The 25,534-nt window shown below is 56.7% G+C and carries 21 protein-coding genes; 15 read left to right on the top strand and 6 right to left on the bottom strand.

Annotated features, from left to right (window positions below; translation table 11 throughout):
• Positions 1 to 165: 165 nt before the first annotated feature.
• Complete coding sequence (locus FQ664_RS14495; RefSeq protein WP_144172776.1) at positions 166 to 4,239, bottom strand: KAP family P-loop NTPase fold protein; 4,074 nt, start codon at positions 4,237 to 4,239, stop codon at positions 166 to 168.
• A 486-nt stretch (positions 4,240 to 4,725) separates the two neighbouring features.
• Here FQ664_RS14495 and FQ664_RS14490 point away from each other — a divergent pair, with 486 nt between their 5' ends.
• Positions 4,726 to 5,202 carry a helix-turn-helix domain-containing protein gene (locus tag FQ664_RS14490; RefSeq protein ID WP_144172774.1) on the top strand — a complete coding sequence of 159 codons (477 nt, stop codon included), beginning with the start codon at positions 4,726 to 4,728 and terminating at the stop codon, positions 5,200 to 5,202.
• A 31-nt stretch (positions 5,203 to 5,233) separates the two neighbouring features.
• Here FQ664_RS14490 and FQ664_RS14485 read toward each other — a convergent pair whose 3' ends face one another.
• The 4 genes from FQ664_RS14485 to FQ664_RS14470 all read right to left on the bottom strand — a co-directional run bounded on the left by FQ664_RS14485 (position 5,234) and on the right by FQ664_RS14470 (position 7,786).
• Positions 5,234 to 5,962, bottom strand: coding sequence for a metallophosphoesterase (locus FQ664_RS14485; protein WP_144172772.1), 729 nt, complete (start codon positions 5,960 to 5,962; stop codon positions 5,234 to 5,236).
• Positions 5,963 to 6,254: 292 nt separating this feature from the next.
• Positions 6,255 to 6,959 (bottom strand): hypothetical protein, encoded by a 705-nt coding sequence (locus FQ664_RS14480; RefSeq protein WP_144172770.1) that lies wholly within the window; start codon positions 6,957 to 6,959, stop codon positions 6,255 to 6,257.
• A gap of 171 nt (positions 6,960 to 7,130) precedes the next feature.
• The gene (locus FQ664_RS14475; RefSeq protein WP_144172768.1) at positions 7,131 to 7,328 is read right to left on the bottom strand and encodes an MbcA/ParS/Xre antitoxin family protein; all 198 of its coding nucleotides are present in this window, start codon (positions 7,326 to 7,328) and stop codon (positions 7,131 to 7,133) included.
• 59 nt (positions 7,329 to 7,387) lie between these two features.
• Positions 7,388 to 7,786, bottom strand: a complete 399-nt coding sequence (locus tag FQ664_RS14470) for a DUF6957 family protein (protein ID WP_144172766.1) — start codon at positions 7,784 to 7,786, stop codon at positions 7,388 to 7,390.
• Between the two features lie 606 nt (positions 7,787 to 8,392).
• Here FQ664_RS14470 and FQ664_RS14460 point away from each other — a divergent pair.
• From FQ664_RS14460 to FQ664_RS14405, 12 genes are all read left to right on the top strand, one after another.
• Positions 8,393 to 8,845 carry a helix-turn-helix domain-containing protein gene (locus FQ664_RS14460; protein WP_144172762.1) on the top strand — a complete coding sequence of 151 codons (453 nt, stop codon included), beginning with the start codon at positions 8,393 to 8,395 and terminating at the stop codon, positions 8,843 to 8,845.
• 555 nt (positions 8,846 to 9,400) lie between these two features.
• Positions 9,401 to 10,435, top strand: a complete 1,035-nt coding sequence (locus FQ664_RS14455) for a restriction endonuclease-related protein (protein ID WP_144172760.1) — start codon at positions 9,401 to 9,403, stop codon at positions 10,433 to 10,435.
• Complete coding sequence (locus FQ664_RS14450; RefSeq protein ID WP_144172758.1) at positions 10,419 to 13,487, top strand: DEAD/DEAH box helicase family protein; 3,069 nt, start codon at positions 10,419 to 10,421, stop codon at positions 13,485 to 13,487. The genes FQ664_RS14455 and FQ664_RS14450 overlap by 17 nt, the downstream gene beginning before the upstream one ends.
• On the top strand, positions 13,484 to 15,850 hold the full coding sequence (locus FQ664_RS14445) for an RNaseH domain-containing protein (protein WP_144172756.1): 2,367 nt from the start codon (positions 13,484 to 13,486) through the stop codon (positions 15,848 to 15,850). The genes FQ664_RS14450 and FQ664_RS14445 overlap by 4 nt, the downstream gene beginning before the upstream one ends.
• 53 nt (positions 15,851 to 15,903) lie before the next feature.
• The gene (locus tag FQ664_RS14440) at positions 15,904 to 17,472 is read left to right on the top strand and encodes an ATP-dependent nuclease (RefSeq protein WP_144172754.1); all 1,569 of its coding nucleotides are present in this window, start codon (positions 15,904 to 15,906) and stop codon (positions 17,470 to 17,472) included.
• Positions 17,457 to 18,482, top strand: coding sequence for an AAA family ATPase (locus tag FQ664_RS14435; protein WP_144172752.1), 1,026 nt, complete (start codon positions 17,457 to 17,459; stop codon positions 18,480 to 18,482). Before FQ664_RS14440 ends, FQ664_RS14435 begins: the two co-directional genes overlap by 16 nt.
• A 255-nt stretch (positions 18,483 to 18,737) precedes the next feature.
• On the top strand, positions 18,738 to 19,661 hold the full coding sequence (locus FQ664_RS14430; protein ID WP_144172751.1) for a LysR substrate-binding domain-containing protein: 924 nt from the start codon (positions 18,738 to 18,740) through the stop codon (positions 19,659 to 19,661).
• A gap of 136 nt (positions 19,662 to 19,797) precedes the next feature.
• Positions 19,798 to 20,715, top strand: a complete 918-nt coding sequence (locus tag FQ664_RS14425; RefSeq protein ID WP_144172749.1) for a LysR substrate-binding domain-containing protein — start codon at positions 19,798 to 19,800, stop codon at positions 20,713 to 20,715.
• Positions 20,708 to 21,067 (top strand): MmcQ/YjbR family DNA-binding protein, encoded by a 360-nt coding sequence (locus tag FQ664_RS14420; protein WP_144172747.1) that lies wholly within the window; start codon positions 20,708 to 20,710, stop codon positions 21,065 to 21,067. Before FQ664_RS14425 ends, FQ664_RS14420 begins: the two co-directional genes overlap by 8 nt.
• 93 nt (positions 21,068 to 21,160) lie before the next feature.
• The gene (locus FQ664_RS14415) at positions 21,161 to 21,559 is read left to right on the top strand and encodes a MerR family transcriptional regulator (protein ID WP_013972930.1); all 399 of its coding nucleotides are present in this window, start codon (positions 21,161 to 21,163) and stop codon (positions 21,557 to 21,559) included.
• Between the two features lie 19 nt (positions 21,560 to 21,578).
• Positions 21,579 to 22,478, top strand: coding sequence for a hydroxymethylglutaryl-CoA lyase (locus FQ664_RS14410; RefSeq protein ID WP_144172745.1), 900 nt, complete (start codon positions 21,579 to 21,581; stop codon positions 22,476 to 22,478).
• 22 nt (positions 22,479 to 22,500) lie between these two features.
• A complete protein-coding gene (locus FQ664_RS14405; RefSeq protein ID WP_144172744.1) occupies positions 22,501 to 22,680 on the top strand; it encodes a hypothetical protein in 180 nt (59 codons plus the stop codon).
• A 329-nt stretch (positions 22,681 to 23,009) separates the two neighbouring features.
• Here the strand turns inward: FQ664_RS14405 and FQ664_RS14400 are convergent, their stop codons facing one another.
• Complete coding sequence (locus FQ664_RS14400; protein WP_144172742.1) at positions 23,010 to 23,528, bottom strand: MgtC/SapB family protein; 519 nt, start codon at positions 23,526 to 23,528, stop codon at positions 23,010 to 23,012.
• A gap of 232 nt (positions 23,529 to 23,760) precedes the next feature.
• On the opposite strand from FQ664_RS14400, the gene FQ664_RS14395 reads away from it, so the two are divergent.
• Positions 23,761 to 24,000, top strand: coding sequence for a DUF3203 family protein (locus FQ664_RS14395; protein WP_144172740.1), 240 nt, complete (start codon positions 23,761 to 23,763; stop codon positions 23,998 to 24,000).
• A gap of 121 nt (positions 24,001 to 24,121) precedes the next feature.
• Complete coding sequence (gene ccoG, locus FQ664_RS14390; protein WP_144172739.1) at positions 24,122 to 25,525, top strand: cytochrome c oxidase accessory protein CcoG; 1,404 nt, start codon at positions 24,122 to 24,124, stop codon at positions 25,523 to 25,525.
• Positions 25,526 to 25,534: the final 9 nt, after the last annotated feature.

Raw genomic sequence — 25,534 nt, 5'->3', positions numbered from 1 at the left:
CAAATAAAAAGGGCTGTTCTTAGAACTGCCCTTTTTCATGCGTTACTCAGCCTGTCTGCGCCAACTCGACCAAAGGTGTAGCGATGTGTCCAAGAACTTACGTACAAAAAAGGCCCTATCCATCGCTGGCGGGCCTTGAGATGATGTGCCACCAAGCTAGTGGTGTCAGGCGTTCAGCTTCTCAACGCGCTTACGCAACGTGGTCAGCTCTCGACTCTTGCCAAACTTCTCCGTGATCGCCAAGAAATCATCATCTGCTAATGAGGCAGGATCGACGGTCTTCAGAACCGCCGAAGTTCCGAGCTGATGTGCCAGAGTCGCGAGCTGGCCTTTGGTGGACATGGATGGGCATCGTGGAAGATGCTTGAGCAGTATCTCGGCGATATTGTGACGCTCGCTCTGGCTGCTAAAGCGCCCAGGCAGAGCCTTGAGCTCCTCTAGCACGGCGCTTGCTGTTTGCGGCGAATCCGGGATTTCCAGTAGTGGCAATGCGACCTTAAGCAACTCCATGTCGTCGGACTTAATGCCTGGAGAGATGATTTGCCGCCACAACCGGCGCCGCCCATCATCTGTAGCGGCATCCACGATCGCTCGCTTGAGCGTCGGGTAGGCCTTGGTGCCGAGACACGTCGACCATAGCGTGAGGCACTGATCTGTGGCCTCCACATCCCCAGCCTGAGCTTTGCTTAGTATCAAAGACGTCGCTTCGACCTGCTCTTCGGCACTCAGCTTGGCTGCAAGATTGCGCCACACCGCTGCCAAGCGAGCCACTTCCTGGTCATTGCCCCACTGAATGGCATTAGGCAGCGCGGCCACCTGGACGCCAGTAAATGTGGCTTTGCTGTTTGCCAGGAACCACTCAGCTTCAGCAGGATGGGTTTGCCAAGCAGTGCATGACAGTGCTGTCAAGGCGTTCTGTTGAGCGGGATCGACGAGCCCATCATCAATCAGCGATTGCAGCGATCGCAGCACGCCCGCCTTAGCTTGTGCTGGGTATGAGGTCATCGTAGAGATGGCATCAGTGAAGATTGTCTGAGGCACATATCCAGGCGCATTTTCCGCAGTCGGCCAAGTCAAAGCGAAGAATTGGTGGAGAAGATTGAGCATTGCAGGGTAGCTGTTGCCTGTACGGAAGGTTTCCCGCAGACAGATACCAACGGTACTTGGCTCTGCGTAGTGGTAGACCTGGGTGAGGCCCGGTAAAAGTGCTTTGAGGTCTGCCTCGTCTCTGGAAAGCATAGAAGGCAAGCGGCTCATGGCCGCATTCAAATGCGCCTGCAGTTCCGGCTCCTTCCAGCAGCGCCCAGGAATTTTCGATGCAGCTATTGGGTAAACCTGACTGAAGCGCTCGGACAGCGGCGAAGCTGACGAGCCGCTTTCAAGTTGGTTGGCTATCGAAGCTTTAACTGCCGCAGGCAGCCGATCATACGACCTGAACATCGCTGCGCAGCACAGCAAAGGAAGATCCTTGCTCAGCGACTGAGCCCAGGACTCAGCCACACTTGCCAGCAAAATGTTATCCCGCTGAATGATCCCCTCGTACACCGAGACAGCGTCGGCCTCATAGTCGTCAACTGGCAGGTCTTTAGCTAGAGCTACCAAGGACTCCCGGGCTTTGTCGTCCAACTCCTCAAAGCGACTGCTAGCGCTCTGCATTACCCACTTCAAGCCACGGTCGAAGTCAGTTTCAGAGTCTGGCTGCTCGATCAGAAGCTTGGCTACCGTTTCAAGGCACGATGACAATGCCTCACTGCTCATCAACTTCTGGTGCTGCTCAATCACAGCGAATGCACGGCTTCTCAGGGTACCGTCCGGAAGCATCAGATAGCTCTCGACCAGCTCCCACAAGTCTTTCCTGCTCTCCTCTCCAGCCTGAGCCAACGTTTCAAACAGCTCGGCTACGCGAGGCGCCACGCGCTCCATGTCGATCTCCTGGCTACGCCCGGACTCGACTTCGTTACCCAAGAGGTTGAGATATTCCGTACCCAGGGCTTTCATGAGCATGGTTTCGTGATCGCTGATCCAGGACTCCAGCGTACTGAACGGGAACGAATAGGCTTTGCCGCCCACGGTGATGCTGCGCTCTTCAAGCCACTTAACGAACTTGCGATCTTGTCCCGGAGCAAGTCCGTGCTCTTCTCGTACAGCCAAGACAACCTCCGCGGCCTTCTCTGCCATTAACTTGGCATCATCCAGGCTTGGGGTCTGCATATTCGCGAGGGTCAACCCGAACGGTTGACCGGTGGTGCAGAGATCATCGACCAGAGCCCCTGCGACCTGACGCTGATCCTCCCGACTGGCGCTCACCAGCACTGCGGCAACCTTCGAAATGCCTACCATGGATCTAAGGGTGCTCGAGCCAGCCAACTCGGTGCACAGCGGGCCAAGAACCAGGCGCTTGGTTCGTTCCGGTAGATCATTGATCAAGCTCGCAATGACCCGCAAAGCATTGTGGCGACGACCCACAGTTTCCAGGTGAAGATCGCTGATCATCTGGTGCAGAAGGTGCGCCTGGTCATCGTTGAGCACGACCTTATCGGCACGCGGCGAAAGGTGTTCGATTACCCCTCTCACATCACCCGACATCAACAGGCCATAAATAACGTTGGTACCGGCACCGAACTTGCGACTGATAGGATCTTCCGACAGCAGCAGCAGGCTTTGTAAAGAATCCGGCCACCGGATGCCGACCAGGCTCGACAGAAACTGTCGAAGCTCCCTGCAGTTTTCGCGAATTTTGGTGGTGCCGCCCCCTTGGCCGTCATCGTCAAAGATCACGTATCGTTTGACCAGCAGTGGTCGCAGGTCTGCCGGGAACTCGAGGACGGACACCTCATGTACCAGTACCGACGTCAGTCGCCCTAGCAACTGCGGATCATCCTGAAGATCCCGATAGAAGTCAGGGAAGCTGACCTTCGCGGCGCTCAGGGCTGCTAGGGAAACGGGATGGCCTGTAACTGCTTCATGGTGTAGCCCACCAGGACGCTCGCTGATATCGCCCTCACGCTCGCGTCGTCTTGCCAACCACCAGGACTGAGCGAATGCGTTGACGATCTGCAGTGCGTTACGTGGGTCAACCACGTTCACGTGAATCATGCGATCAATCAGTTGCTCCGGGCTCGTACCGCGGCCCTTCAAGTCAGTGACGATCTCCTCAAAGGACGAGAGGTGGCTCAGTGCGAACTGCCGCATATCGCTGCGCGGTGGTGGCGGAATCTCCAGTCGGAACTGGAAGATGCGATCCAGGTATCGCCGTGCGTCTTTGTGAGTGAACACCGTACCTGGTTGCTCAGGGTTGTTGCTTCGCCCCCTGGCAAGTGCATCTGCGACCTTTGCCTCATCGCAGGAAATCACGAACACCAGACCAAGCCCTTCCGGCAACTTTTCAGCCGGTATTTCCATGAAGGCCCTGACGGCATCAAGCCCCAGCACCATCTCCTCAGCAGATAGACGATCAAGATCATCCACGAAGATCACAAGCCGTTCGCAGGTGTTTGCCTTGCTCAGGATGCCTTTGGTTGTGCCTTTGAAGACCTTGAGCTGAGCCAGCAGCATCTCTTCGTACTGCTCTGCGCTGGCACTTGGCAACGAAACCTTGGTAATTGATCTAAAGCTGTCGATTTTTGAAGGCTTCAGCTGCTTGAGTAGGTAACTATACGCATACCCGATGACCAGCGATAACATGGTCTGCGCAGCAGTGCCGTCTGCAGGCAAGATCTTCAGACCTGCCCAGATAAAGAACAGTAGCCCCATCATGGCGATGAGAAACGCCGGCAGTGGCATAGCCCAGGCACGCCAGAGCTGGGCGGTGTATTCACCCCAGCCTTTCCACTGCTGCTCGCTTTGGGTCACATTACGGAAGAGCCTGTCGTGAAGCGCATTCTCGTCTCCGTCAAGCTCCAAAAATACGTGGCGCAACAGCGCCCGTTTGATGTCCTGGTCTTTGCCACCAAAACGCCAGGCATTGAACGTGATGCTTTTGTAGCGATCTTTACGGCTGACACGCCGGTCATTGAGGGTGGCATCATCCTCCAACCCTCTCGTGTATAGCTCCTTGATCGAGCTCTTACCGGTACCCCATCCGCCGAGCAAGCCAATGCTAAAGGGCGGTTTGTGATGCTCAGACTCAACCAAACTCCGCAAAGCCTGTGCAAAATGCCGATGCCCGAAGGCATCCTTGTCTTCACTTCCTATCTGCCGATCCAGCACTGCCGGCATCGAATCAAGGGTGTCATGCATACGTCGTGTTCCTTCATCAACGGGCGCGGCCGATGGCCAGCATCAGGCGAGGTTACTGGAACGGGAATGCGAACTCTAGCCGTCGAACAGCAGGCACCGGCGTGGCGGATGGAGTAGCGTAAACGAGATTTCAGTGTGGGTCTTGACCTTGGATGCGGCGGAAGCACTGCAGCCGCATGAGCGCCTAGACATCATTCCATGAGGCAAAAAAAGAGGGCGTTCTAGCAGAAAGCCCTCAAAAACAGCGCCTAACGCTGTCTGGTGAGATCAGTCCACGCGCCAAAACGCAGCGTGCTTACCCATTCGTCCATTCGGACTGCGATGTGCAGCGGAGGTATGCCCTCGCCGCGGTATTTTCCTTGGCCATGCATGTGAGGCAGGCCTTACCAACTGAGATGTCAGAATGATATCTCGCAATCGGCACTATATTGCATAGAGCGGGAGTCATCAACGTGGCTTCATCCTCGTTTTTAGCGAGGATGCTGAATGTCACTCATGCCGGCACTAGCCGCCCTGATGCGCGTGATTAGACATGCCAAGGGACTGACGCAAGAGCAGATGTCCGGCTCAGTCGAAGCGCGTCATTTGCACAATATTGAAAACGCCCGTTCCAGCATCACGATTGATCGCCTTGAAGCCGTGGCTGCTAAGCTGGAGATCGATCCCGCCACACTCATTGTCCTAGCATCTGCGCTTAGTAAAGGGATGAGCGATGAGCAGCTCCTGGAACTGATCCAACAGGAATGCCAAGGTCTCAACAGCCGTGGGGCACTAGAGCGCATTGCTGATCACTACCAAGAGGGCAAGGTCACCCGGGTGCGACCAGGGAAACCGACTGATCCCCAGAAGCTGGCAGCCATTCGACTTGCAAAGGCCGCGGGGGAATCACAAGCCTCAGTTAGTGCGCGCCTGGGTATTCCTAAGTCAACGGTAGGCCGCCTCTGGCACTACCCAGAAGACTAAACCGCCTCAGCCTTGCATCATTGAGATGAGCCTAGACCTCGATGGTGAGGTCAGCTGAGAAGCCTGTACGTTCTCCTGGATAACCACGTGGGTTCGACACAAGCCGGCACCCCTTCAGGACTGTGTCTACCGCGTGATGGGTGTGTCCAAAAATCCACACGTCAGCTTGGGCCACAAGGTCGTGCCACTGATTGAAATACGCTGCGCCTAGATGACCTTCATGCCCCTCGCCGGCAACGTCTTGGATTGGGCAGTGATGAGTAATCACGATCGTCTTTCCCTCAAAGGGTTTGGCGAGCTCAGTGAGGAGAAACTCACGAGCGGCGATGTTCCGACCTATGACGTCAACGGGTCGAAGCTTTCTAAAATCCTCCCCTGCCCGGATCCTCCTGAAGTCGCTCATGAGCTCGACGCAGTCCCTCATGGCAGCTTTGTAGTCGCCCGTGGACGTATAGTCTGTCCATGCCGTCGCAACCAAAAAGCGTGTGCTACTTATGATGAGAGTTTGGTTGTCCATGACGTGCACATGCTCTGCTGCGGCTTCGCGCATTTTGATAAGCGTTCGGTCAATGTGGCCTTTGTAAAACTCATGGTTACCACACACGTAAACGACTGGGCACTCGAAGGTTTCATTAGCCCAGGTTACCCCTCTCCCACGCACCGATATATCGCCGGCAAGGACAACAACATCCACATCCACCTGGGGCGGTTCAAAACCTTTGAACTCAATGTGCAAATCTGAGTAGATCAAAATTTTCATCAGCTCAATTGTGCTCCGAGCGGCATTTAGAGTCGCTCGTTCATGGCTTCAGGGAAACCATGAGGTCTGAGCATCACACCCTGCCGTGCTTCGACATGCTGCATTGATGAGCGCAGCGGCGGCAGGTTGACTTACGAAGCTGCGCCCAGCCGGGCCGGCCGGCACAACCCAAACTATCAGCCGTTCAGGCATACGACTGTTGCGCATAGCCAGTCACCAGGTCTTAGCCAGGTGAGATCGCACTACGGCGCACCTAATGACCAATGGGCCTGGCTAACAAGGCCCCCCGAGGTCAGGTCAGGCGAGAGCGACTGACGCCCTTTTCCAACGCGCTCGCCAGTTCATCGAGCGCATAACGCAAACGTTGATCGTCGCCAGAACTGGGCTGAAATTGACGAGCGTACCTGATGAGCGTTTGGAGATGCTGCACACTGAGCTCCAGCTCAATCAGCACGCGATTTTCAGATGAAAACTCCCCAACTCGATCGAAGAAAACTGGTACAACACGTATCTCAGTGAAGCCCCCATCTTTCGGGGTACCAAGTAGGTATCCACAACAAATAGCATCTTTAACTAGCACAACCATCAGTAGCTTATTAAGCTCGCGACGCCTTCCCCTAATCCAATCTTCGAGAAGTCGTGGATAGCCGGTCACTTTAACAATATAGCTATCTAACTCGGTCATTGACTTAGGCCATACGGCTTCCGACCAACCCGTATCAATGGCAACGGGGACTAGTAAGCAATACCCTTCCCTTAAGCTAGCAATGGCCTCATCGCAATGGAAGGTAATGGGCAACGGGTCGATTTCGTAATACGGCACGAAATATAGCGTACCAATCATTAGCTTACCGCCAGAGAAATTGGCTGCCATTCGAAATTCCGCTGCCCCATCAAACTGGGGAAGGTCAACCAGGGCAGAAGAAAATCCTGAGCTTTCTGTCACCTGTCGACACCATAGGCAAAATCGCCCCCACTCGGTATATATTTCATTCATGTCGCCGCTCCTGGATGATGAGCGCATTAACTTCAATGGCATAGCGTTTAATGAATGAGAATTTTGCTCTGATGCTGCATCCAAGTAGCTGCCGCTGTGCAACGCGCAATTTTATGGCTGGGTTTACATATGGCTTAGGGCCCTGAATTAACCGCACTTGGCAAGATTTGACTAACAGGCGTAGCCGTGCTCGATGCGGTCAAGTTCCCACTTTACTGTCCGATACCCAGCCTCATCGCACGCGCACTCCAATGCGGTGACGCCACTAAAAACAGTCCTAGGCTGCGACATCCAAGTGTTGGCCTTCGCTTTGCTGCCAAACACCCGCTCAGCCTGACGTCGAATCAGTTCCTCAAAATTCGTTTCCATTTTGATAGTTCCTTCGCCTTATGATCATGTCTATCGGGCGAATGGCACATTGGCTGCGCTCAGGCATTTTCCAAGGCTTGGAGTGCAGGAAGGCTCACATGTTTTCTTGTCCCTGGCCCGGCTAAGATGTAACTCGTATTTATGCTTTCAAAAGTGCAATCATCTAGCGCACGTTGGAAGCTAGATCTAATTGCACCTACTCGGGAGCCTCGAGCTTTACTGTCGTACACCACGATATTGGCAAAAACCACCGTTGGCTGTAGGCCCATAGCTTTGAGATCATCTTCAACATCACTAGGCACCATGATTTCGAGTAGGAGCCAATCCCGGACAACATAGAATGGTCGGCCCTGATTATTTGCCCATGCAGTCTCGACGATTAGCTCATCTAATCGGCCGTCCCCATCCAGAGGAAAGCCATGCTCGGATAAAAAGTCTGCTACCAACGCTGCTTCCACTGTGCCTACCTGATTCGTCTTAGCGCGCTACTTCTCGCATCGCTTCGCTGCGGTATATGCCGGCCCTAATGAAGGGCGCCCTCGAACTGAGGGCTTCCACCTTTCAGCGCCCAGTCGCAGACGACATAGACGCTTCCACTCCTGGTCTCAAACAGATGGTACGCACCATGCTCCAGGCGCTTTCCCAATGGGGACGTTCGGATTGTCGAACCATCTCGGAACCGACCGCGGCTCTCGCGATACACAATGCCCACTAGACAATTGATTGAATGGTCGTACAAAGCGCAGCAAAGGAACCCCGTGATAGCGATGCCAAAATTTATGGCCATCGCCCGCTCCACAGTGGCAGGCACTGAACCTGGTGGTGTTTCCGCGGGGGACTGCTGGCTAGCCAACAGCTCAAAATCGCTGGATTTCACGGTGCCCCCTCGTGAGTTAGCCGTATATTGAAAGCGTTATCGGACACCAGCCTTTCAGCATTCTCTGCAAAGACAAGCGCCAAGCAGGTGGCTGATTAGCCAGCCAGATCCCACAACGATGAATATATACATTTGAATGAGATCACGCAAACGCGGCATACCGTCCACTTTTATCAGGGCGGAAGAAATGGGCCTGCGTGAAGCCTATGCAGCGGTTCTGCAACTGCTGAGAGAGCAGCAGCAGCTGTCTCAATACGATGTCGCCGGCGGGGTGACCCAGTCGCAGGTCAGCCGCTTAGAAGGCCGTCAATCCAATCCCACACTGGAAACGAATCGAGCCCTGGCTAAGTCACTAAGCGTGCACCCGTTGACCTTCTTGGCGCTCGTACATGCGTCAGATGAGCAGAAGACGCCTAAGGACATCCTCAACCTGGTGCTAGAAGAGCTCAAGGCTATGGAGCTTCTCAACGCACCTCTTCCCGAGGCACCGGCAAAAAAAGTGCATCCCCGTACTCGCAGCGCCGAGGAAAACCTGAAAAAAGTACGCGAGCTGAGATCTGAAGGTAAGACCCAGGCTGAGGTGATAAAGCTGTTGGGCATCCCTCGTTCTACTGTTAGCCGTTACTGGCGCAAGGAATGATGTCTTAATCCCGTGCGAGGTGCGCGACATCGATGACAACCTCAAAACCAAAGCTTCGCCGCTGAACCGACCAGTGGCCCCGCTAATCGGCCGTCCGACCCTTTCTCAGAAATTGAACAGAAGTCTTTTGCTCAATTCGCCAGCATGTGGATGAACCAGCTACTCGATTGACCCCATGTGTGTTCGCATACGTGCCCCGGCCATCACTACCTCCCGGCGACGCCTTTTTTAGGAAAACTCACAGAGGGCAGCGGCCTTCGGCCAAGACGTCGATTTATGCATAACACACCCTACTGAATGGCCATTCAGACACGAATCAATCCAAATGAATTCCTTCCGCGCTCACAACCCCATTCCCACACAAAACGTCACACCTTGAGTAGTGGCAAACTAAAATCAATTGTTAGATCATCGGGTTAAGCGAGCCAAGCTAGGAACAGGTAAATCTGCCGCGTGGCAGCCTCATCCTCGCTCCTTGACTGCTTGCCGTTGCCGGCTTTCGCACGCTTGCGAGCAAGTCTGGCCTCCGTGGAATCAGGCGCAGGGGACGTGCACATGGACACCCAACGATCGGAGTACTTACTTAGGCTTCTGTCGAAGGCAGCGTCCTTGTGCGAGTCGGATCGAGGCGCCGCACTGTTGTTGCTCCGAGAGGCTCAGGCACATCTTTGGCGCCTCTCTCCCGGCAAGCCCCTCAGCTCAGCCCTGCAGCTGGAACGTCAACTGTCGCTCCCATTGGAGTCATGGCTTCCAAAGTCCGTACGGTTTGATTACACCGGCCCTCTCCTCGCATCGGGTATTTCCACCCAGACCTGCAATGAAATGCTCCTTGAACTCGACGTTCATGAGCTCTGGGAAGCAATCCAGTCGATCGTCCGAGAAGTACGTGACCTGTGCCAGGTGATTTCCAAAGGGGATGAGCTGTATAGGCGTTTCAGGCGATTCCTGATCGAAAACGCCGTGATTGATCCTGTGCGGGCGGCTAGCGTTTTCATCCCGCTTGGCAGGGGTCTCGATGACTTTTATGAGCGCATTCCGGAGCACCTTGCTCACAACGGAAAACTCTATCAGTGCCCAGAATGCCGATGGCCCATGAACCCACAGAGACGAGAGGTTCAGTGCGACTCTGCCTGGTGCAGAGAAAAAAGCAGCCTGTACCGATGGATGCAAGGACGACTGGTCAATGTTGTCACCGACCAAGTACTGGAAGGCGAAGCTGCGGGTAAGCGCTACATGCTCAAAAGCGCACTTTGGAAGTACACATTGCTGCCCGGGCTGCTCGAGCTTCAGCTGGCCGAAAAACTCTCGAAGCATGGCCTCGATGTCACCTTGTGGCCAGATGTAGATCGCTCAGATCTGCGAGTCAGCTACGGCGGAATGACGCTCGACATTGATGCGAAGGTTTGGGTATCACCGCGTGCCTTGGGCGCCTACTTGGAATCAATGCGGCCCACAACGATGCGCTGGTTCGTCATCCCGGATTACCAGCAGGCTCATGTCCCGTGGCTCCGAAGTGTATGCCCTGGCTTGCAGGTCTTCACCCAAAGCGAATGCATCAAGGAACTGACAACTCGTGCGAACCCTTTCTGACATCGCAACCACGTTGTTCATGGCACTGGCGGCTCGCCACACTGAAGGCACGCCTTGCTTAGCAGATGCGGCTGCACTCATTGCAGGTCGAACCCACAAATGGAGTACATGGGACAGCCTCACTGACGAGCAGCAGATCACGATCGCGATGGGGCTTCGGCTCCGCCCCTCATCGCTCGCACAGCCGGCACGGTTCGTAGAAATTGCAGCGATCGTTCTTGCAGACGAGCTATGCCCCTTTGAACTGATTGAACCCGAAAACTTGCGACCCAAGCTGGCCGAGGGTGATCACTACCGCATTAAAGTGATTTTGGACGTCGACCAGGTTATCAAGGAAAGCTTGGATGCGTTGAAACGTTGGCATCAGCCCCCTGCCATCGCAAAGCTGCCTGAATCCGGCAACTTGGTCTTCAAGTACATCACAGCTGAACGCACCCGTATCTTCAGCATCCCGGCCAACGAGAGGAAGCGATTACCGCCCTCGGATCAATACCTCAAGATTTCCGATACGCCAGCGACCCCTGACATCAGCTGGGACTACGGAAATCTCCGGTCGATTGCCGAACGACTAGATGCCGCCTCGACGCCGCATACGCAACACTGCGCGTCCCTTCACAACATTTGGGGAAACAGCCACCAGCGATCGGCGAGCTCCGGTAACTTCTATCGCGTGAATGCCGCCACCGGTACTGGTAAGACGGTAGTGATGTCATTGATGGCGCTCGATGCAGCTAGCCGCGGTCACAAAGTCGTTATTGCAGTGCCTGGCTACGTGGAGCTGGACAATACCGTGAGGATCATGCGACTGGCGGCATCAGTCGTAGCGCCAAACCTGAAGGTTGCGCCATTGCATTCTCTTTCTCGAACCCATGAGCGTGCGGGCGTACATTTCAAGCAGCACAATGAGGATCATCCCTACGACTACGCGTGCTTGCTAAACGCCTACTCGAGCGAGCTGGAAGCTATGCCGGCAGGTTCGGAGCCTTGCTTCAAGCTTCACGTCGTGTCCTCTAAAGGCAATGCGAAGGAAGAGACAAAGCGCTTAAGTCATTGCCCTTTCCTGTTCTCTTGCGGTCGAACAAAGATGCTGTCGCAAGCGCTGGATGCTGACGTGATCGTCATCAATCACCATGCCTTGCTGTCCGGCACATCGCGCATACCGTTCAATGATTCAGAACAGTTCCCGGGCCCTCGTAGCTTCATCGAGCTTTTGCTACGTATCTCGCCTGTGTTCTTAATCGATGAGATCGACGGGCTGCTCAAAACCGCGATCGACACAAGCGCCTTCAGCCTCCAGTTGGGCAACACGGGCGAGGCAAGCCCGCTCGTTCAACTCTTCACGGCGATTTTCAGCCGACTGAATATTCCAGGCATCGAAGAAAGCAGCCGAATTCGCTTGTCCCTAGCCCTCGGCTTCTGCTGTACCAACGTCGATCAGTTGATGAACCTTCAACAACGCAAGTACTTCGACTGGCCCAAGAAGGAAACAACCTGGGCAGAGGCAGAAGACGGCTACATCATGACCAAGCTGGAGATTGACTTCGAAACGCTTAAGGCGCTCTACAGCAGCGGCAATGCCAGCGTTCCGGAACACCTGCGTAGCTTGCGAGAAAACCTGATCTACTGGCAAACGAATGAGATGGCCAGCAGGCCGGAGAATCAGGCGATGGAGCTGGGGCGATTGCTCACAACGCTCGCCGGTAGCGGCCACCTGAAGGCAAAACTGAACTCGAAAGACCTGCAGCGCCTTAAAGCAGCACTGATTCTGCGCGGCATCCTGGACAACCTTGAAGTCGCCTTACGGAATCTGCAGATCGAACTGCCCAGCTTTGCCAATGCTGAATTCCCTTATGCCCAAGAGGTCTACAGCAATCTGAAAGGTCGCGAGCCACTTTCGTTCAGTCCCATCGGCCCACTACATCGCACCGTCTTTGGATTCAAACGCAAGCCGGCCAGCGAGGCGACATCATCACTGAACGTCGTGGCAATGCGAGGTGATCCCCACGGCACCCTATTGGCTCTTCCCGAGCTCGCGTCGCTTGGGTATGCCGGCGTCAGGCGCATGTTCATGGGGTTCTCGGCCACTGCTTACTTCCCTGGCGCCAGTGCATACGACCTCAAGGCCAAGGACTTCATTGATGTGCCCGACGCTGCTGGCCAGGTTGCATTCGAGAATGTAGGACTCACTACGACGGTTTCAGGTGCACCTTTCTTCGAGCGAAAGGATCGAATCAAGCAACTTGCCGCGGAGCTATGGCCTTGGATTGAAAAGCGCCTGAAAGCATTGGCCAAGGATCCGGTCACCGCAGATCGTGCTCGATTGCTCCTGGTCGCCAGCAGCGACGCCGATGCTGAGCTACTGGCAATCACGCTTGCTGGCCTATCCCCCAGCCCCACCGTTGGCTGGGTGCGGGGTCGGGCTAGCGAATACAAGCCCACATTGCTAAACGCTGAACACACGCTGGTGTACGACGATCTTGCGCAGTTCATTGAAGGGGCGCACCGGGACAAAACGATTCTGGTCAGCGCGCTCCACCCCATGGCTCGCGGCCACAACATCGTCAATAAAGATGGCCTCTCAGCGATCGGTGGCGTGGTGATCTGCGTGCGCCCATTACCGGCCTCCGATAGCCCCGAAAACAACCTTGCGCACATCAGCTACGAAACCTGGAATCGGATGCGTCCCGAGCCCAGCCTCCAACATGTGCTGCACAAAGAACGTGCTAACGCGAACTCAATCCTCAATGACATTCGCACCGCTCCGCCAGCTTTTGGCCAGCAGCCCGCCAACATCCGCCATTACACCGTGATGAACATACTGGTGACCCTCACGCAATTGATCGGGCGTGGTCGGCGCGGCGGCACACCGGTGACCTGCTATTTCGCAGATGCAGCGTTCACCAATGGCCGCACGCCGTGGGCAAAACTGCTCTCGGAGTCCGTCCAAAGACTAAAAAATGAAGGCAGCTGGAATCAATTTTTCCTGCACCACAACGGCATCGCGAGTGCTATTACGCACTACATTGATCGATCAGCTAAGGAAGCTCGATGAAGAACCTTGACCTGCGCACCAGCCTCTTCAGTTTCGACCCGCAAGCGCTCGCGCATGCCTATCGTGCCCAGATCGGAGAACAATACCTAGCTGCCTGGCAAGTCCTGCAGAACCTGGGGAAAAAGCATCACCCTGGATTGCCTACGAATGCGCTGAAAGAAATGCTGGCTGCGGTATCGGGCGGGCCCGTTGAAGTCAACCTGTTCCCCTACAAAGACAAAGGTGCGTCAGCAATCCTCATGCTGAAGCCCCTGCCCGTCGATACGATCAATCAGATGCTGTATCTCTGGTCGCTCGAAGTGATGCGTATGTGGGACGAGCAGGTTGAGGGACTGGAGACCAAGCTCGCAGTCACGGAGCTTCATCCCCTGCTACCAGGCGACTTAATCAATCCCGACGGAGTTTCGCCCCTGGCCTACACCGTTGTTCCGTGGCTGGTTGGTCAGGCAATGTGCTCGACACCTCTTGAGTCGACTCAGAACGGAAACCCCGATCCCATCCCCAAACTCATCCCCTTGCAGCAAGCCTCCGATGGCTCGCTGATCGCCTGGAACGATCCGATCATGCCCACGGGTGATCGCAATGCCAGCGCCCTGCATGTCATTAAGCCCAGCCTGAAGCTACTTCGCGACTGTACTGAGCCTTTCATCCAACTGCGCGTGAAGCTAAGCCAGATCATGCCCAATTCGATCGGGCGTAAGCGACACGCTTGGGTGCACACTGGCCAATCGATTGTAAGAGCGGGTATTCGAAGCAAAAAGACTGACACGGGCTGGCAAACCGTTTACGACTTCCCGACCAACAAGCTGCTCGCCTTCATGGGTGTCCAGCCTCTGCCCGATCTGATTGAAGGTGATATACCCGTCGACAGTCTCGTTAGGCCAATCTACGTCACACCACCACTCATGCCCGCCATCGGTTCGGGCCCGGGCCCCCTCTTCCTCGACCAAACTTGCTTCCACCTACTGCGCAGTCTCCGGGGCTCGCAGCCGCTTTTGGCTCGCAAGGCCGTTTCCAGTATTCGCGTGGCAAAACCTGTAAAGGCCTCAACGCCAGTGAAGGTGCATGCTGCGGTACTGGCAGCACACTCCGAGATCATGTTGCGACTGGTCAAAGCCAGCGAGACCCTGGGCTCGACCATGCCGTTTTTCAAGAAGAACGCCCCGCCTGAAATCCAACTGACGCGCCTGGCTTTCGAAGGCGCAACCTCCATGTTGGAGGGCAGCGCTTCTTCCATTGAACTCGATGGTTGGCTTCGAAAGAGCGTCGTCCCCGAAATCAAGAAACTCGGCACATCAATCCTGATCGTTGAAACTAGTACCTTAGCTGCAGCACTCGATTCAGACAGAGACCCAAAGCATTACATCCGTAGGGTACTGGCCGAGCATGGCATTGTGACTCAGTTCATCATGCATGAGGTACCAGACCCGAACAAACCGAAGCCCAAAAAAGAGTCGCGGGACTACAAGGCTCTCAACACTGTCACCGAGGCGATCCGCCTAACGGGTTACTTCCCAACCGCTTTCGTCAAGGCAAAGACCATCCCGACAGGCACAACGATTTTGTCTATTCGCCTGGATCGCATTAACGAAAAGGGTGACATGATCTACCTACCAGTCATCACCAGGTCGGTGGCTGATACTCAGAAATGCGAGGTCTACTGGTTCGTCAAGAACGACCCTAGCCGCGGGCAATGGTATCCGTTCACTGAGGGCGTCGCTGCCATTCATGCCACGCCTTCGCTGATTAACCCTGAGGCCATCAACAAGCTCGTGACGTGGTCGATGCTTGTGGCCACGGATGAGGCAGACACCCCGCTGATTGTCTGCCTCGATAGCAATTTGCGGACATTCTATCGGGGGCTGAAGGACAGCCCCGACAGCGGCCTGCCTCCCGTCCCGGCCAATGCGGCCATTGTGCGAATCAGGGTGGATAACGACATCGCTCAGATGTCCGGCAACCACTCCGAGCACCCTACCCAGCCCCAGTACATTGGGCAGAAAATCGGCGTCTTCCAGTCACTTCGAAGCCCTGCCGTTTATTACTTCGTATCGCCTTCAAAGATCTATAGCAAGGCTGAAGGCCAGCGTAAAAACACCCGCTACCAGGTCGGTGATTTCTTGTTGGCGGATCCTTGGCAGCAACTCGGCGTTACCGAGATCACCGTCATAGAGCCGGCTTCCTTTGCCTCCTCAACCGCGATCGCGGAACAAGTCGCCCTGCTCTGCCGCAACGCGCCCTTGTGGGACGGTCAACTCAAACTGCCAAGCCCCATGCACCTGGGGGCCCAGATCGCCAACGACCACCCCATCATGGAAATGCGCCGAAAAAGTGATGCCAATCGCCTGGCCGAGAAGGCCTGACCACTCGATGTCCGCTAGCCGACCTTGAACTCAAACACTGTGGGAATGATTTGATGCCTGCCATCAAGAAAGTGATGCTCCAAAACTTCAAGAAATTCGAGTCGCTTATGCTTGAGTTCGATGCAGGGGTGAATGTACTGATCGGTGACAACGAGACGGGGAAAAGCAGCGTGTTGCTTGGCCTCGATCTCGCACTGAGTGCCAGCCGCAGTCGCGTTGAAACCATCGGGTACGAGTCACTGTTGGCGCAGTCTGCGGTAAAGGCTTTTCAGCAGGGCCCACGTACGCTCGACCAGTTGCCGGAATTGGTCGTGGAGGTGTTTCTCGAGGAAGGCGATGATCAAGGCTACTACGGCACGCAGAATCTAGCCGGCGCCATGACTGACGGAATTGGGATGAAGATAGCTCCGCTGGTTGAGGAGTTCGGTGCAACGATCCATCAGCTCTTGCAAGACGACCCGGAAGGTTTCCCATACGAATACTATGGCGTGAAATTCTACACCTTCTCTGGCGGCCCTCATGTCAGCTATCGGCGTCCGGTGAAGCACCTTCTCTTGGACAGCTCTCGCATCGACAGTGAGTACGCGGCAAGGGAGTACACCCGCACAGTGTTCAGCTTCAACGCCGAACCACCTGAACGCTACAGCCTGGAAAATCGCTATCGCCGCGGGAAGGAAGCTTTTCGCGACAAGGTGTTGGCCGCACTCAATGCTAACCTGGGTGCATACCAATTTGGCGTGAGAACCAGCATCCGCTCCAATCTCGAAACCGACCTCGTCATCACCAAGGATGGCATCCCAATCGAGAATCGAGGTAAAGGTGAGCAGTGCTTCATCAAAACCGAGTTCGCGCTGCGCCGGCATGAAGCCAAGGGCGAACTGCATGCCCTACTCCTGGAAGAACCAGAGAACCACCTCAGCCACACCAAGATGAAGCTCCTGGTTGAGCAATTGGCCGCCACGGCTGGAACGCAGCTCTTCATCGCCACTCACAGCAGCCACATCTGCTCGCGGCTCGACCTCCGGCACGCACTTCTCTTGGGTAGCGATCAGCAGGCTGGTCGGTTGAAGGCGCTCACCGAACCGACCGCCAGCTTCTTCATGAAGGCACCGGATAACAATGTCCTGGAGTTCGCGCTCTCCAAGAAGGTCATTCTGGTGGAGGGTGATGCCGAGTTCATCCTGATCGAAGAGTTCTACAAGAAGCACTCCAACGGACGAACGCCACACGCCGATCAGGTGCACATCATTTCGATAGGTGGCACGAGCTTCAAACGCTATCTGGAGCTCGGAAAGTTACTGGGAATCCGCGTCGCAGCGATCCGCGACAATGACGGTGATTATCAGCAGCATTGTGTAGAGAACTACAAGGACAGTCTGTATCCGGAAGCTCGCATCTTTGCTGACGTAGCCAAGGATCGGTCGACCTTTGAGATCGGCTTGTACCAGGACAACAAGGTGGCCTGCGACGACCTGTTCGCTGCCGGGCGCAAGAAGCTGACCGTCCAGGAGTACATGCTCAAGAACAAGGCCGACGCTGCGTTCGAGCTGCTCAGGAAGAAGTCAGCAGCGCTCGTGGCCCCTCAGTACATCAGGGATGCGATCGCATGGATAAACGAGTGATTTTTGCAGTGGCTGGGTCAGGCAAAACGACCCACCTCATCAGCAAGCTCTGCCTTGAGAAGCGCGCCCTGATCATCACGTACACGGAGAACAATTACAGCCATCTGCGCAAAAGCATCATCAAGAAGTTCGGCACCCTTCCGTCGAACATCACCGTGATGACGTACTTTGCGTTCCTACACGGTTTCTGCTTCCGCCCCTTCATGCAAAACGAGATGGACACGCGGGGCCTGAATTTCAGAGCCCCTCCGCAGCGCAACTATCCGCTGACGGAGCGCAAGCGGTACCGCGATCCGGGCGGACGCCTGTATCACAACCGCCTGGCCAAGCTGATAGAGGTCGAAGGCCTCCTCCCTGCTGTCCGATCTCGGATTGAGCGCTTTTACGATTCTGTCTACGTCGATGAAGTGCAGGACTTCGCAGGCCACGATTTCAACCTGTTGCTGGAGATATCGGCTGCCAACGCCGAAATGCTGTTCGTGGGGGATTTCTACCAGCACACCTTTGATACGAGCCGCGATGGTACGATGAACAGCTCCCTTCACAAAGACATCACCAAGTACGAAAGGCGCTTCACCAAAGCCAAGATCAAGGTGGACAAAGAAAGCCTCAGCAAGAGCTGGCGGTGCGGAACCACAGTCTGCGATTTCATCACGGCCCACCTGCAGATCAAGATTGACTCACACAAAGGCAGGGTGACAGAGATCATCAAGGTCGACACCCAAGAACTGGCAGACCGTCTGCACAGTGATCACAGCATCGTGAAACTATTTCAGGAGCAGCACTATAAGTACGGTTGCTACTCACAGAACTGGGGTGCCAGTAAGGGGCAGGATCACTACGAGGATGTCTGCGTCGTGATGGGCGCGAAGGCCTGGAAGCAATTTGAACAAGGTAAGTTGAGTGAGGCCGTGGCTCATACAAGGAACAAGCTCTATGTGGCGTTCTCGCGGGCTCGGGGGGACATATATGTGGCCTCGGACAAACTTTTTAAAGCTTACAAATCGTGACTGCTTGGTATCCACGCCCTAACGAAAATGTGCGTAGCACTACAATGGCGAGCAGCTTCAAAACGTTGTAATTTCTCGACAAAGGCATTTCTTACCACCTCGTAGCGATCCAATAAAAGCCTATCGCAACGCCTGAAAACTGCCGGGCTTTCCTGGTTTTTTACATGGTTCATACGGGTGGGCACAAGCCTAGTAACTTCAGGCATAATGGACGCTACTCCATGCCTTGCCCCTACTCCATAAGGTCATTCGAAAGTGCCCATTGGTGATCCCCGAAATTTGAGCGACCTCTTTTATTTCGCGAAGGTCGTGGAGGCTGGCGGTTTCGCTGCCGCAGGTCGCCTACTTGGTATTCCGAAATCCAGACTATCCCGGCGAATTGCAGAATTGGAGCAGCGGCTAAACGCTCGCCTCCTCCAACGAACAACACGCAAATTGCAGCTCACTGCGCTAGGTGAGCGATACCTTCGCCACTGCCAGGCAATGCTTTTGGAAGCAGAGCAAGCTGATGAGGTGATTGCTAGCGCAACCAGTGAACCGAGAGGCCCTCTCAGGGTGAGCAGCCCAGTTGGGCTAGCAAATCAATTTCTGAATCCGTTGGTTCGTGATTTCCTAGCGCAATACCCTCATGTCCAGCTCGACCTGCTTTTGGTCAATCGCCGTATCGACTTGATCAATGAAGGCATTGATGTAGCGCTTCGTGTTCGCGAAGTAGAGGATGAGGAACCAAACCTCGTCACCAAGCGTTTGCGCGAGGCCCGGACAGAGGTTGTTGCCTCCGCAGATTTTCGGGACTCTCATCCTGTCTCTCACCCTAAAGATCTGATGATTCTGCCTTTCCTAGGGGCGCTAGATTCTGACCGGTTGGCAAGGATGCGCTTATTCAACGAAACCGGTGAGCGTTTCGAGATCACTATGGCAGCCCGTTTGGGTGTGGAAGATTTCATCATGCGCAAAGAAGCAGCATTGGCCGGACTAGGTTTCACAGTTTTGCCGTTAATGCATTGTGAAAACGAGCTAGCCAGCGGTGAGCTTGTTCGCATGCTCCCCGATTGGCGATGCGCACCTGCGTGGCTCCAGGCGGTGTACCCGCACAGGCGTGGAGTGTTGCCCGCTGTCAGGGCTTGGCTGGATCACTTAGCACACGCGTTCGATCGTTGCGGTGACCGGCCGCTATAGGTGGCTCCGCCAGCACCTTCTCGTCAGCCATTCTGATTTCATTCGATGAGGCTGGCCCTGATCAATGGTGTAGTTTTGATCATTCGTCAAAAACTGAAACATGCTAACCCACTGATCATCAGGGTAAATATCAGTTTTGATCAATGGTCTCTCTAGGAAAACTGGCCACCTTTTCTACTTTGCCCGCGTGGTCGAAGCCGGCGGTTTCGCCGCTGCCGGCCGTCAGTTGGGCATCCCCAAGTCGCGTCTGTCGCGGCGTATCGCCGAGCTTGAAGAACGCCTGGGCACACGCCTGCTGCAACGCACCACACGGCAACTGAAGCTCACCGCAGTGGGCGAGCGCTACCTGCACCACTGCCAAGCCATGCTGCTGGAAGCCGAAGCCGCCGATGAAACCGTGGCCAGCATGAGCAGCGAACCGCGCGGGCGTTTGCGGGTGTCCTGCCCGGTGGCATTGGCCCACGCCTTCCTGCCGGACGTGATCAGCCGCTTTCTCGCGCAGTACCCGCTGGTGCAACTGGACATGGTGCTGCTCAACCGCCGGGTCGACCTGATTTCCGAAGGCATCGACGTGGCCTTGCGCGTGCGCGACCTGGGCGATGAAGACCCGGCCCTGGTCACCCGCCGCCTGCGCCAGGCGCAGATGCAACTGGTTGCCGCGCCCGGTTTCGCCGACCATATCCGCGAACCGGGCGAGCTGGCATCACTGCCGGTGCTGGGCGCCGCCGAGGCGGACCGGCTGGTACACTTCCGTCTGTTCGGCCCCCACGGCAAGCAGCAGGAAATCGCCCTGGAGCCGCGCCTTGCCATCGATGATTTCGTAGTACGTAATGCTGCTGTACGAGCGGGCCTCGGGTTTACCGCACTACCCAGCATGTTCTGTGAGGAACAGCTCAAACGCGGCGAACTGGTGCGCCTGCTACCCGACTGGTCGCTACCGGGCGGCTACCTGCAGGCAGTGTACCCGCACCGGCGCGGCTTGCTGCCTGCGGTGCGGGTGTGGATCGATCACCTGGCGGCGTCGTTCGAGGCCTGTGGAGAACGGTATGTCTGAGCGGAACATGAGCGAAGCCCAGATGGCGGCGTTTTGCCTGAGCCTGCCAGGTGCTCGGGAAGACTACAAATGGGGCGGCGTCCGGGTGTTCTCGGTGGCAGGCAACAAGATGTTCGCAGTGCTCGACCTGGCAGGTGCGGGGTTGTCGTTCAAGGTGGCCGACGAGCTGTTTCTCGGCTATTGCGACCGCCCAGGGGTGCGGCCTGCACCGTACCTGGCGCGGGCGCGGTGGATCAGCATGGCGCTGCCCTATCCCATGGGGCGTGATGAACTGTGTGATCTGTTGCAGCGCTCGCACCAGTTGGTGGTACGGCGGTTGCCGAAGCGGTTGCAGGTGGGGTTGGTGATCTAGATAGCTGTACCGGCACACACATTTTCACCCCTGGCTTGACGTATACGTAAACCTGCCGGCAGGATACCGGCATACCCCACGCCGAGCCCCAGCATGAGCACCCAGACCTACAGCATCTCCGACCTGTCCCGCGAGCTGGACATCACTACCCGCGCCATCCGCTTCTATGAGGAACAGGGCCTGCTGAGCCCCGAGCGCCGCGGCCTGGAGCGTATCTATTCGGCGCGTGACAAGGTCAGCCTGAAGCTTATCCTGCGCGGCAAGCGCATCGGTTTTTCACTGGCCGAATGCCGCGAGCTGATCGAGCTGTACGACCCCTCCAGCGGCAACCTCAAGCAGCTCAACAGCATGCTGGCGAAAATAGCCGAACGCCGCGCCCAGCTGGAACAACAGATGCTCGATATCCACCAGATGCAGCTGGAGCTGGACACTGCCCAGGAGCGCTGCGAACAAGCCCTGGCCGCCACCCTGAACAACAAAGACAACCGCTGAACGCCACAGGAAACCCGCCATGTCCTTGCCCAAACACGTCCGTCTGGTCGAAGTAGGCCCCCGCGACGGCCTGCAGAACGAAGCCCAGCCCATCAGCGTCGCCGACAAGGTGCGCCTGGTGGACGACCTCACCGAGGCGGGCCTGGCCTATATTGAAGTGGGCAGTTTCGTCTCGCCCAAGTGGGTGCCACAGATGGCCGGTTCCGCCGAAGTGTTCGCCGGCATCCACCAGCGCCAGGGTGTTACCTATGCGGCGCTGGCGCCCAACCTGCGCGGTTTCGAGGACGCCCTGGCCGCAGGGGTGAAGGAAGTGGCGGTGTTCGCGGCTGCCTCCGAAGCCTTCTCGCAACGCAACATCAACTGCTCGATCAGCGACAGCCTCAAGCGCTTCGAGCCGATCATGGAAGCCGCGCGCAACCACGGTGTGCGTGTGCGCGGTTATGTGTCGTGCGTGCTCGGCTGCCCCTATGAAGGCAAGGTCAGCGCCGGGCAGGTCGCCCCGGTGGCCCGCGCCCTGCACGACATGGGCTGCTACGAGGTATCGCTGGGCGACACCATCGGCACCGGTACCGCCGGCGATACCCGGCGCCTGTTCGAGGTGGTGTCGGCACAAGTACCACGCGAGCAACTGGCCGGGCACTTCCACGATACCTATGGCCAAGCCCTGGCCAACGTGTATGCCAGCCTGCTCGAAGGCATCAGCGTGTTCGACAGCTCGGTGGCCGGGCTGGGCGGCTGCCCCTACGCCAAAGGCGCTACCGGTAATATCGCCAGTGAAGACGTGGTGTACCTGCTGCAGGGGCTGGGCATTGAAACCGGTATCGACCTGGACCGGCTGATCGCCGCCGGATGCCGCATCAGCAGCGTGCTGGGCCGCGACAACGGGTCGCGGGTAGCACGGGCGCGTAGCGCACAATAAGTCATACGGGTGTCACATACGTGTGGGTGAAGTGTTACCGCCTTCACGTTTCACAGCAAAAAATCGGGTAACAGGGAAACAAATCGGCAGAATTTCAGGCCACCCCTTTTCGGCTGAAATTGCCAAGCGATTGATTTTAAAGGGTTTTAAAAAGTTGGCACGCACCCTGCTATATCTCTGGTACAACAACAAAAAAATGTGACACCCAATAAAAACAACAGGTAACGGCTCTGACATAACAAGAACAACACGGCAGAGGCGTAGCAAGCAGATTTTTTTGGAGTCGACACGCTTTTCAGGGGTACGCCCCGCGATCTGGCACAAAACAATAAAACTACCTCAAGGTAGCGGCAGCCAGGTTCGGATCAGCAATGATGAAGGCAGGTCAGCGCTCAAAAAAATACGTTTGCTCTTGACCCCGCATGGGGGTCGCCAGCAACACCAGGACAGGCTGACAAAAACAACAAAAGGTCGGTCCCAATAATAAAAAAAGAGCAGGCAACAACGCTTTGAGGGGAGCTTCGGCTCCCCTCAGTGCTTCCTGCCCTCTTCCTCCTCCTGCTTTCCCTCATCCTGCCCTTCGAGCTTGTCCACCAGTAGCGGCATCGTGCCCAGCACCAGCAGGGCCAGTATCGTGCTGATCAACGCCGTGGCTTCGCGGCCCATGCCGGCTGCCGTACCGATGGCGGCGGTCATCCACAGCCCGGCGGCGGTAGTCAGGCCCTTCACATGGCTGGCGTCCTGGCCGTTCCCCTTGAGAATGGTACCCGCGCCAAGAAAACCGATACCGGCGACAATACCCTGGATCACCCGGCTCAGCGCCTGCTCATCGGCCCCGGCCATGCTCGGCGCCAGCACGAACAGCGCAGCACCCAGCGAAACCAGCATATGCGTGCGCACCCCGGCAGACTTGCCCTTGTGCTCGCGCTCGAAACCCAGCACGGCGCCGAGCAGGGCGGCCATCAGCAGGCGTACGAGGATTTGCGTGACCTCGCGCGCGTCGGTGATGTCGGCGAATTCGGCCTGGATTGCTTGCCAGATGAGGTCCATGGCGGTGTTCCCTTGCTGAGCATTGTCTTGCCTGTGCTGGCCTCTTCGCGGGTAAACCCGCTCCCACAGGAATGGCGCTGCGCTTAGGTCTGGAGCAGTACCCGCGAAGAGGCCGGGCCTGCCATCTGCAAGGGTTGACCTCCGAGCAAATGACAAAGTGCCGCTCAGCTTCCGGATGCAGCAACCCGCCCCGCCCTGTGGTCCACCCTGTAACCCCCAGGAGGACGACCCCATGCCCGTTGAAATCGACGAAACCACCCGCCGCTGTACCCTGCTCGGTGAAGACCTGCGCATCGAGGGTGATGGCCCGTCCATCGAAATCGTCACCGACGAACAGCTGCGCATGTCAGTGGCCCTGCTCGCCGGCCAGCGTGTGCCCATCACCGAAGCCGAGGCCGATGCACTGACCGTGGCGGGTGCGGTGGATAGCCGCAGGCATCTGAAGGCCAGCACGCCAGGCTCGGTGATCTGAGGCCTGGCGGGGCTTGCCCGAAGATCTGATACGGTTTTTATCGCAAAATCTGAGCCTGTGCTGATATCAGCCTCAGGGCCATAGTGCGCATGCCTGATCGAGGCCTGATGAGCACCGAGCCATGAACGATAGAATCCCTTTCACAGAGATCGTCACCGCCCCAGCCAGCCCCCAGCCGCGACGCGCCGACAATGGCATCCATACCCGTAGTTTCAGCGGGTTGTACCGCAACCTGCGCATCGCCTTTGCCGGAGCCCTGTTCGTGCTGTTCTTTGGCACCGCCTGGCTTAACTGGAACGGCCGCCAGGCCGTGCTGTGGGACTTGGGCAACAGCAAATTCCACATCTTCGGCGCCACCTTCTGGCCGCAGGACTTCATCCTGCTGTCGGCGTTGCTGATCATCTGCGCCTTCGGCCTGTTCGCCATCACCGTGTATGCCGGCCGCGTGTGGTGCGGCTACAGCTGCCCGCAGAGCACCTGGACCTGGCTGTTCATGTGGTGCGAAAAGGTCACCGAGGGTGACCGCAACCAGCGCATCAAGCTGGCCGCCGCGCCCTGGAGCCTGAACAAACTGGCCCGTCGCACATTGAAGCACAGCCTGTGGCTGGCCATTGGCGCGCTCACCGGGCTGACCTTCGTCGGCTACTTCACCCCGATCCGCGCACTGGCCACCGAACTGCTCACCTTGCAACTGGGCGGCGTGGCGCTGTTCTGGGTGCTGTTCTTCACCGCTGCCACCTACATCAATGCCGGCCTGCTGCGTGAAGCGGTATGCCTGCACATGTGCCCCTATGCGCGCTTCCAGAGCGTGATGTTCGACAAGGACACCCTGGCGGTCGCCTATGACCCACGTCGCGGCGAAACACGTGGCCCGCGCAAGAAAGGCAGCGACGCTCGCACCCAGGGCCTGGGCGACTGCATCGACTGCACCTTGTGCGTGCAGGTGTGCCCCACCGGCATCGATATCCGCGATGGCCTGCAAATGGCCTGCATCGGTTGTGCGGCGTGCATCGATGCCTGTGACGGGGTGATGGACAAGATGGGCTACACCCGTGGCCTGATCGGCTACAAGTCCGAACGCAGCCTGCAAGGTGGCACTACCCATTGGCTGCGCCCGCGCCTGCTGGGTTACGCCGCCGCGCTGGGGGTGATGATCGCGGCGCTGGTGGTGGCCTTGCAACTGCGTCCGATGGTATCGCTGGACGTGATCAAGGACCGTGGCCTGTTCCGCGAGAATGCCCAAGGCCAGATCGAGAATATCTACCTGCTCAAGATCATCAACAAGACCGAACGCACCCGGCACTACGAGCTGCGCCTGCTGGACGCCGACGGCTTCAGCTTGCAGGGCAGGACTTCATTCATGATCCCGGCCGGTGAAATGAGTGAACTGCCGGTGTCGGTGGCGATGCTGGCCGAGCGCCCGACCAGCAGCTCGCAGACGCTCAGTTTCGAAATCAGCGAGCGCGACGACCCCGCCATCCGCAGCGTGGCCCACAGCCGCTTCGTCGCACCGATGAACCGTTGATCCCTTACA

The organism is Pseudomonas persica (genome assembly GCF_900291015.1).
Lineage (GTDB): Bacteria > Pseudomonadota > Gammaproteobacteria > Pseudomonadales > Pseudomonadaceae > Aquipseudomonas.
This window is presented reverse-complemented; position numbering and strand designations above follow the sequence as displayed.

Bases quoted from the DNA above. Each gene is read 5' to 3' on its own strand.
- FQ664_RS14410 (WP_144172745.1), top strand. From the start codon at position 21,579: ATGTCCTTGCCCAAACACGTCCGTCTGGTCGAAGTAGGCCCCCGCGAC.
- FQ664_RS14460 (WP_144172762.1), top strand. From the start codon at position 8,393: ATGGGCCTGCGTGAAGCCTATGCAGCGGTTCTGCAACTGCTGAGAGAG.
- FQ664_RS14435 (WP_144172752.1), top strand. From the start codon at position 17,457: ATGGATAAACGAGTGATTTTTGCAGTGGCTGGGTCAGGCAAAACGACC.
- FQ664_RS14415 (WP_013972930.1), top strand. From the start codon at position 21,161: ATGAGCACCCAGACCTACAGCATCTCCGACCTGTCCCGCGAGCTGGAC.
- FQ664_RS14495 (WP_144172776.1), bottom strand. From the start codon at position 4,239: ATGCATGACACCCTTGATTCGATGCCGGCAGTGCTGGATCGGCAGATA.
- FQ664_RS14485 (WP_144172772.1), bottom strand. From the start codon at position 5,962: ATGAAAATTTTGATCTACTCAGATTTGCACATTGAGTTCAAAGGTTTT.
- FQ664_RS14445 (WP_144172756.1), top strand. From the start codon at position 13,484: ATGAAGAACCTTGACCTGCGCACCAGCCTCTTCAGTTTCGACCCGCAA.
- FQ664_RS14420 (WP_144172747.1), top strand. From the start codon at position 20,708: ATGTCTGAGCGGAACATGAGCGAAGCCCAGATGGCGGCGTTTTGCCTG.
- FQ664_RS14395 (WP_144172740.1), top strand. From the start codon at position 23,761: ATGCCCGTTGAAATCGACGAAACCACCCGCCGCTGTACCCTGCTCGGT.
- FQ664_RS14440 (WP_144172754.1), top strand. From the start codon at position 15,904: ATGCCTGCCATCAAGAAAGTGATGCTCCAAAACTTCAAGAAATTCGAG.
- FQ664_RS14490 (WP_144172774.1), top strand. From the start codon at position 4,726: ATGTCACTCATGCCGGCACTAGCCGCCCTGATGCGCGTGATTAGACAT.
- FQ664_RS14455 (WP_144172760.1), top strand. From the start codon at position 9,401: ATGGACACCCAACGATCGGAGTACTTACTTAGGCTTCTGTCGAAGGCA.
- FQ664_RS14480 (WP_144172770.1), bottom strand. From the start codon at position 6,959: ATGAATGAAATATATACCGAGTGGGGGCGATTTTGCCTATGGTGTCGA.
- FQ664_RS14475 (WP_144172768.1), bottom strand. From the start codon at position 7,328: ATGGAAACGAATTTTGAGGAACTGATTCGACGTCAGGCTGAGCGGGTG.
- FQ664_RS14400 (WP_144172742.1), bottom strand. From the start codon at position 23,528: ATGGACCTCATCTGGCAAGCAATCCAGGCCGAATTCGCCGACATCACC.
- ccoG (WP_144172739.1), top strand. From the start codon at position 24,122: ATGAACGATAGAATCCCTTTCACAGAGATCGTCACCGCCCCAGCCAGC.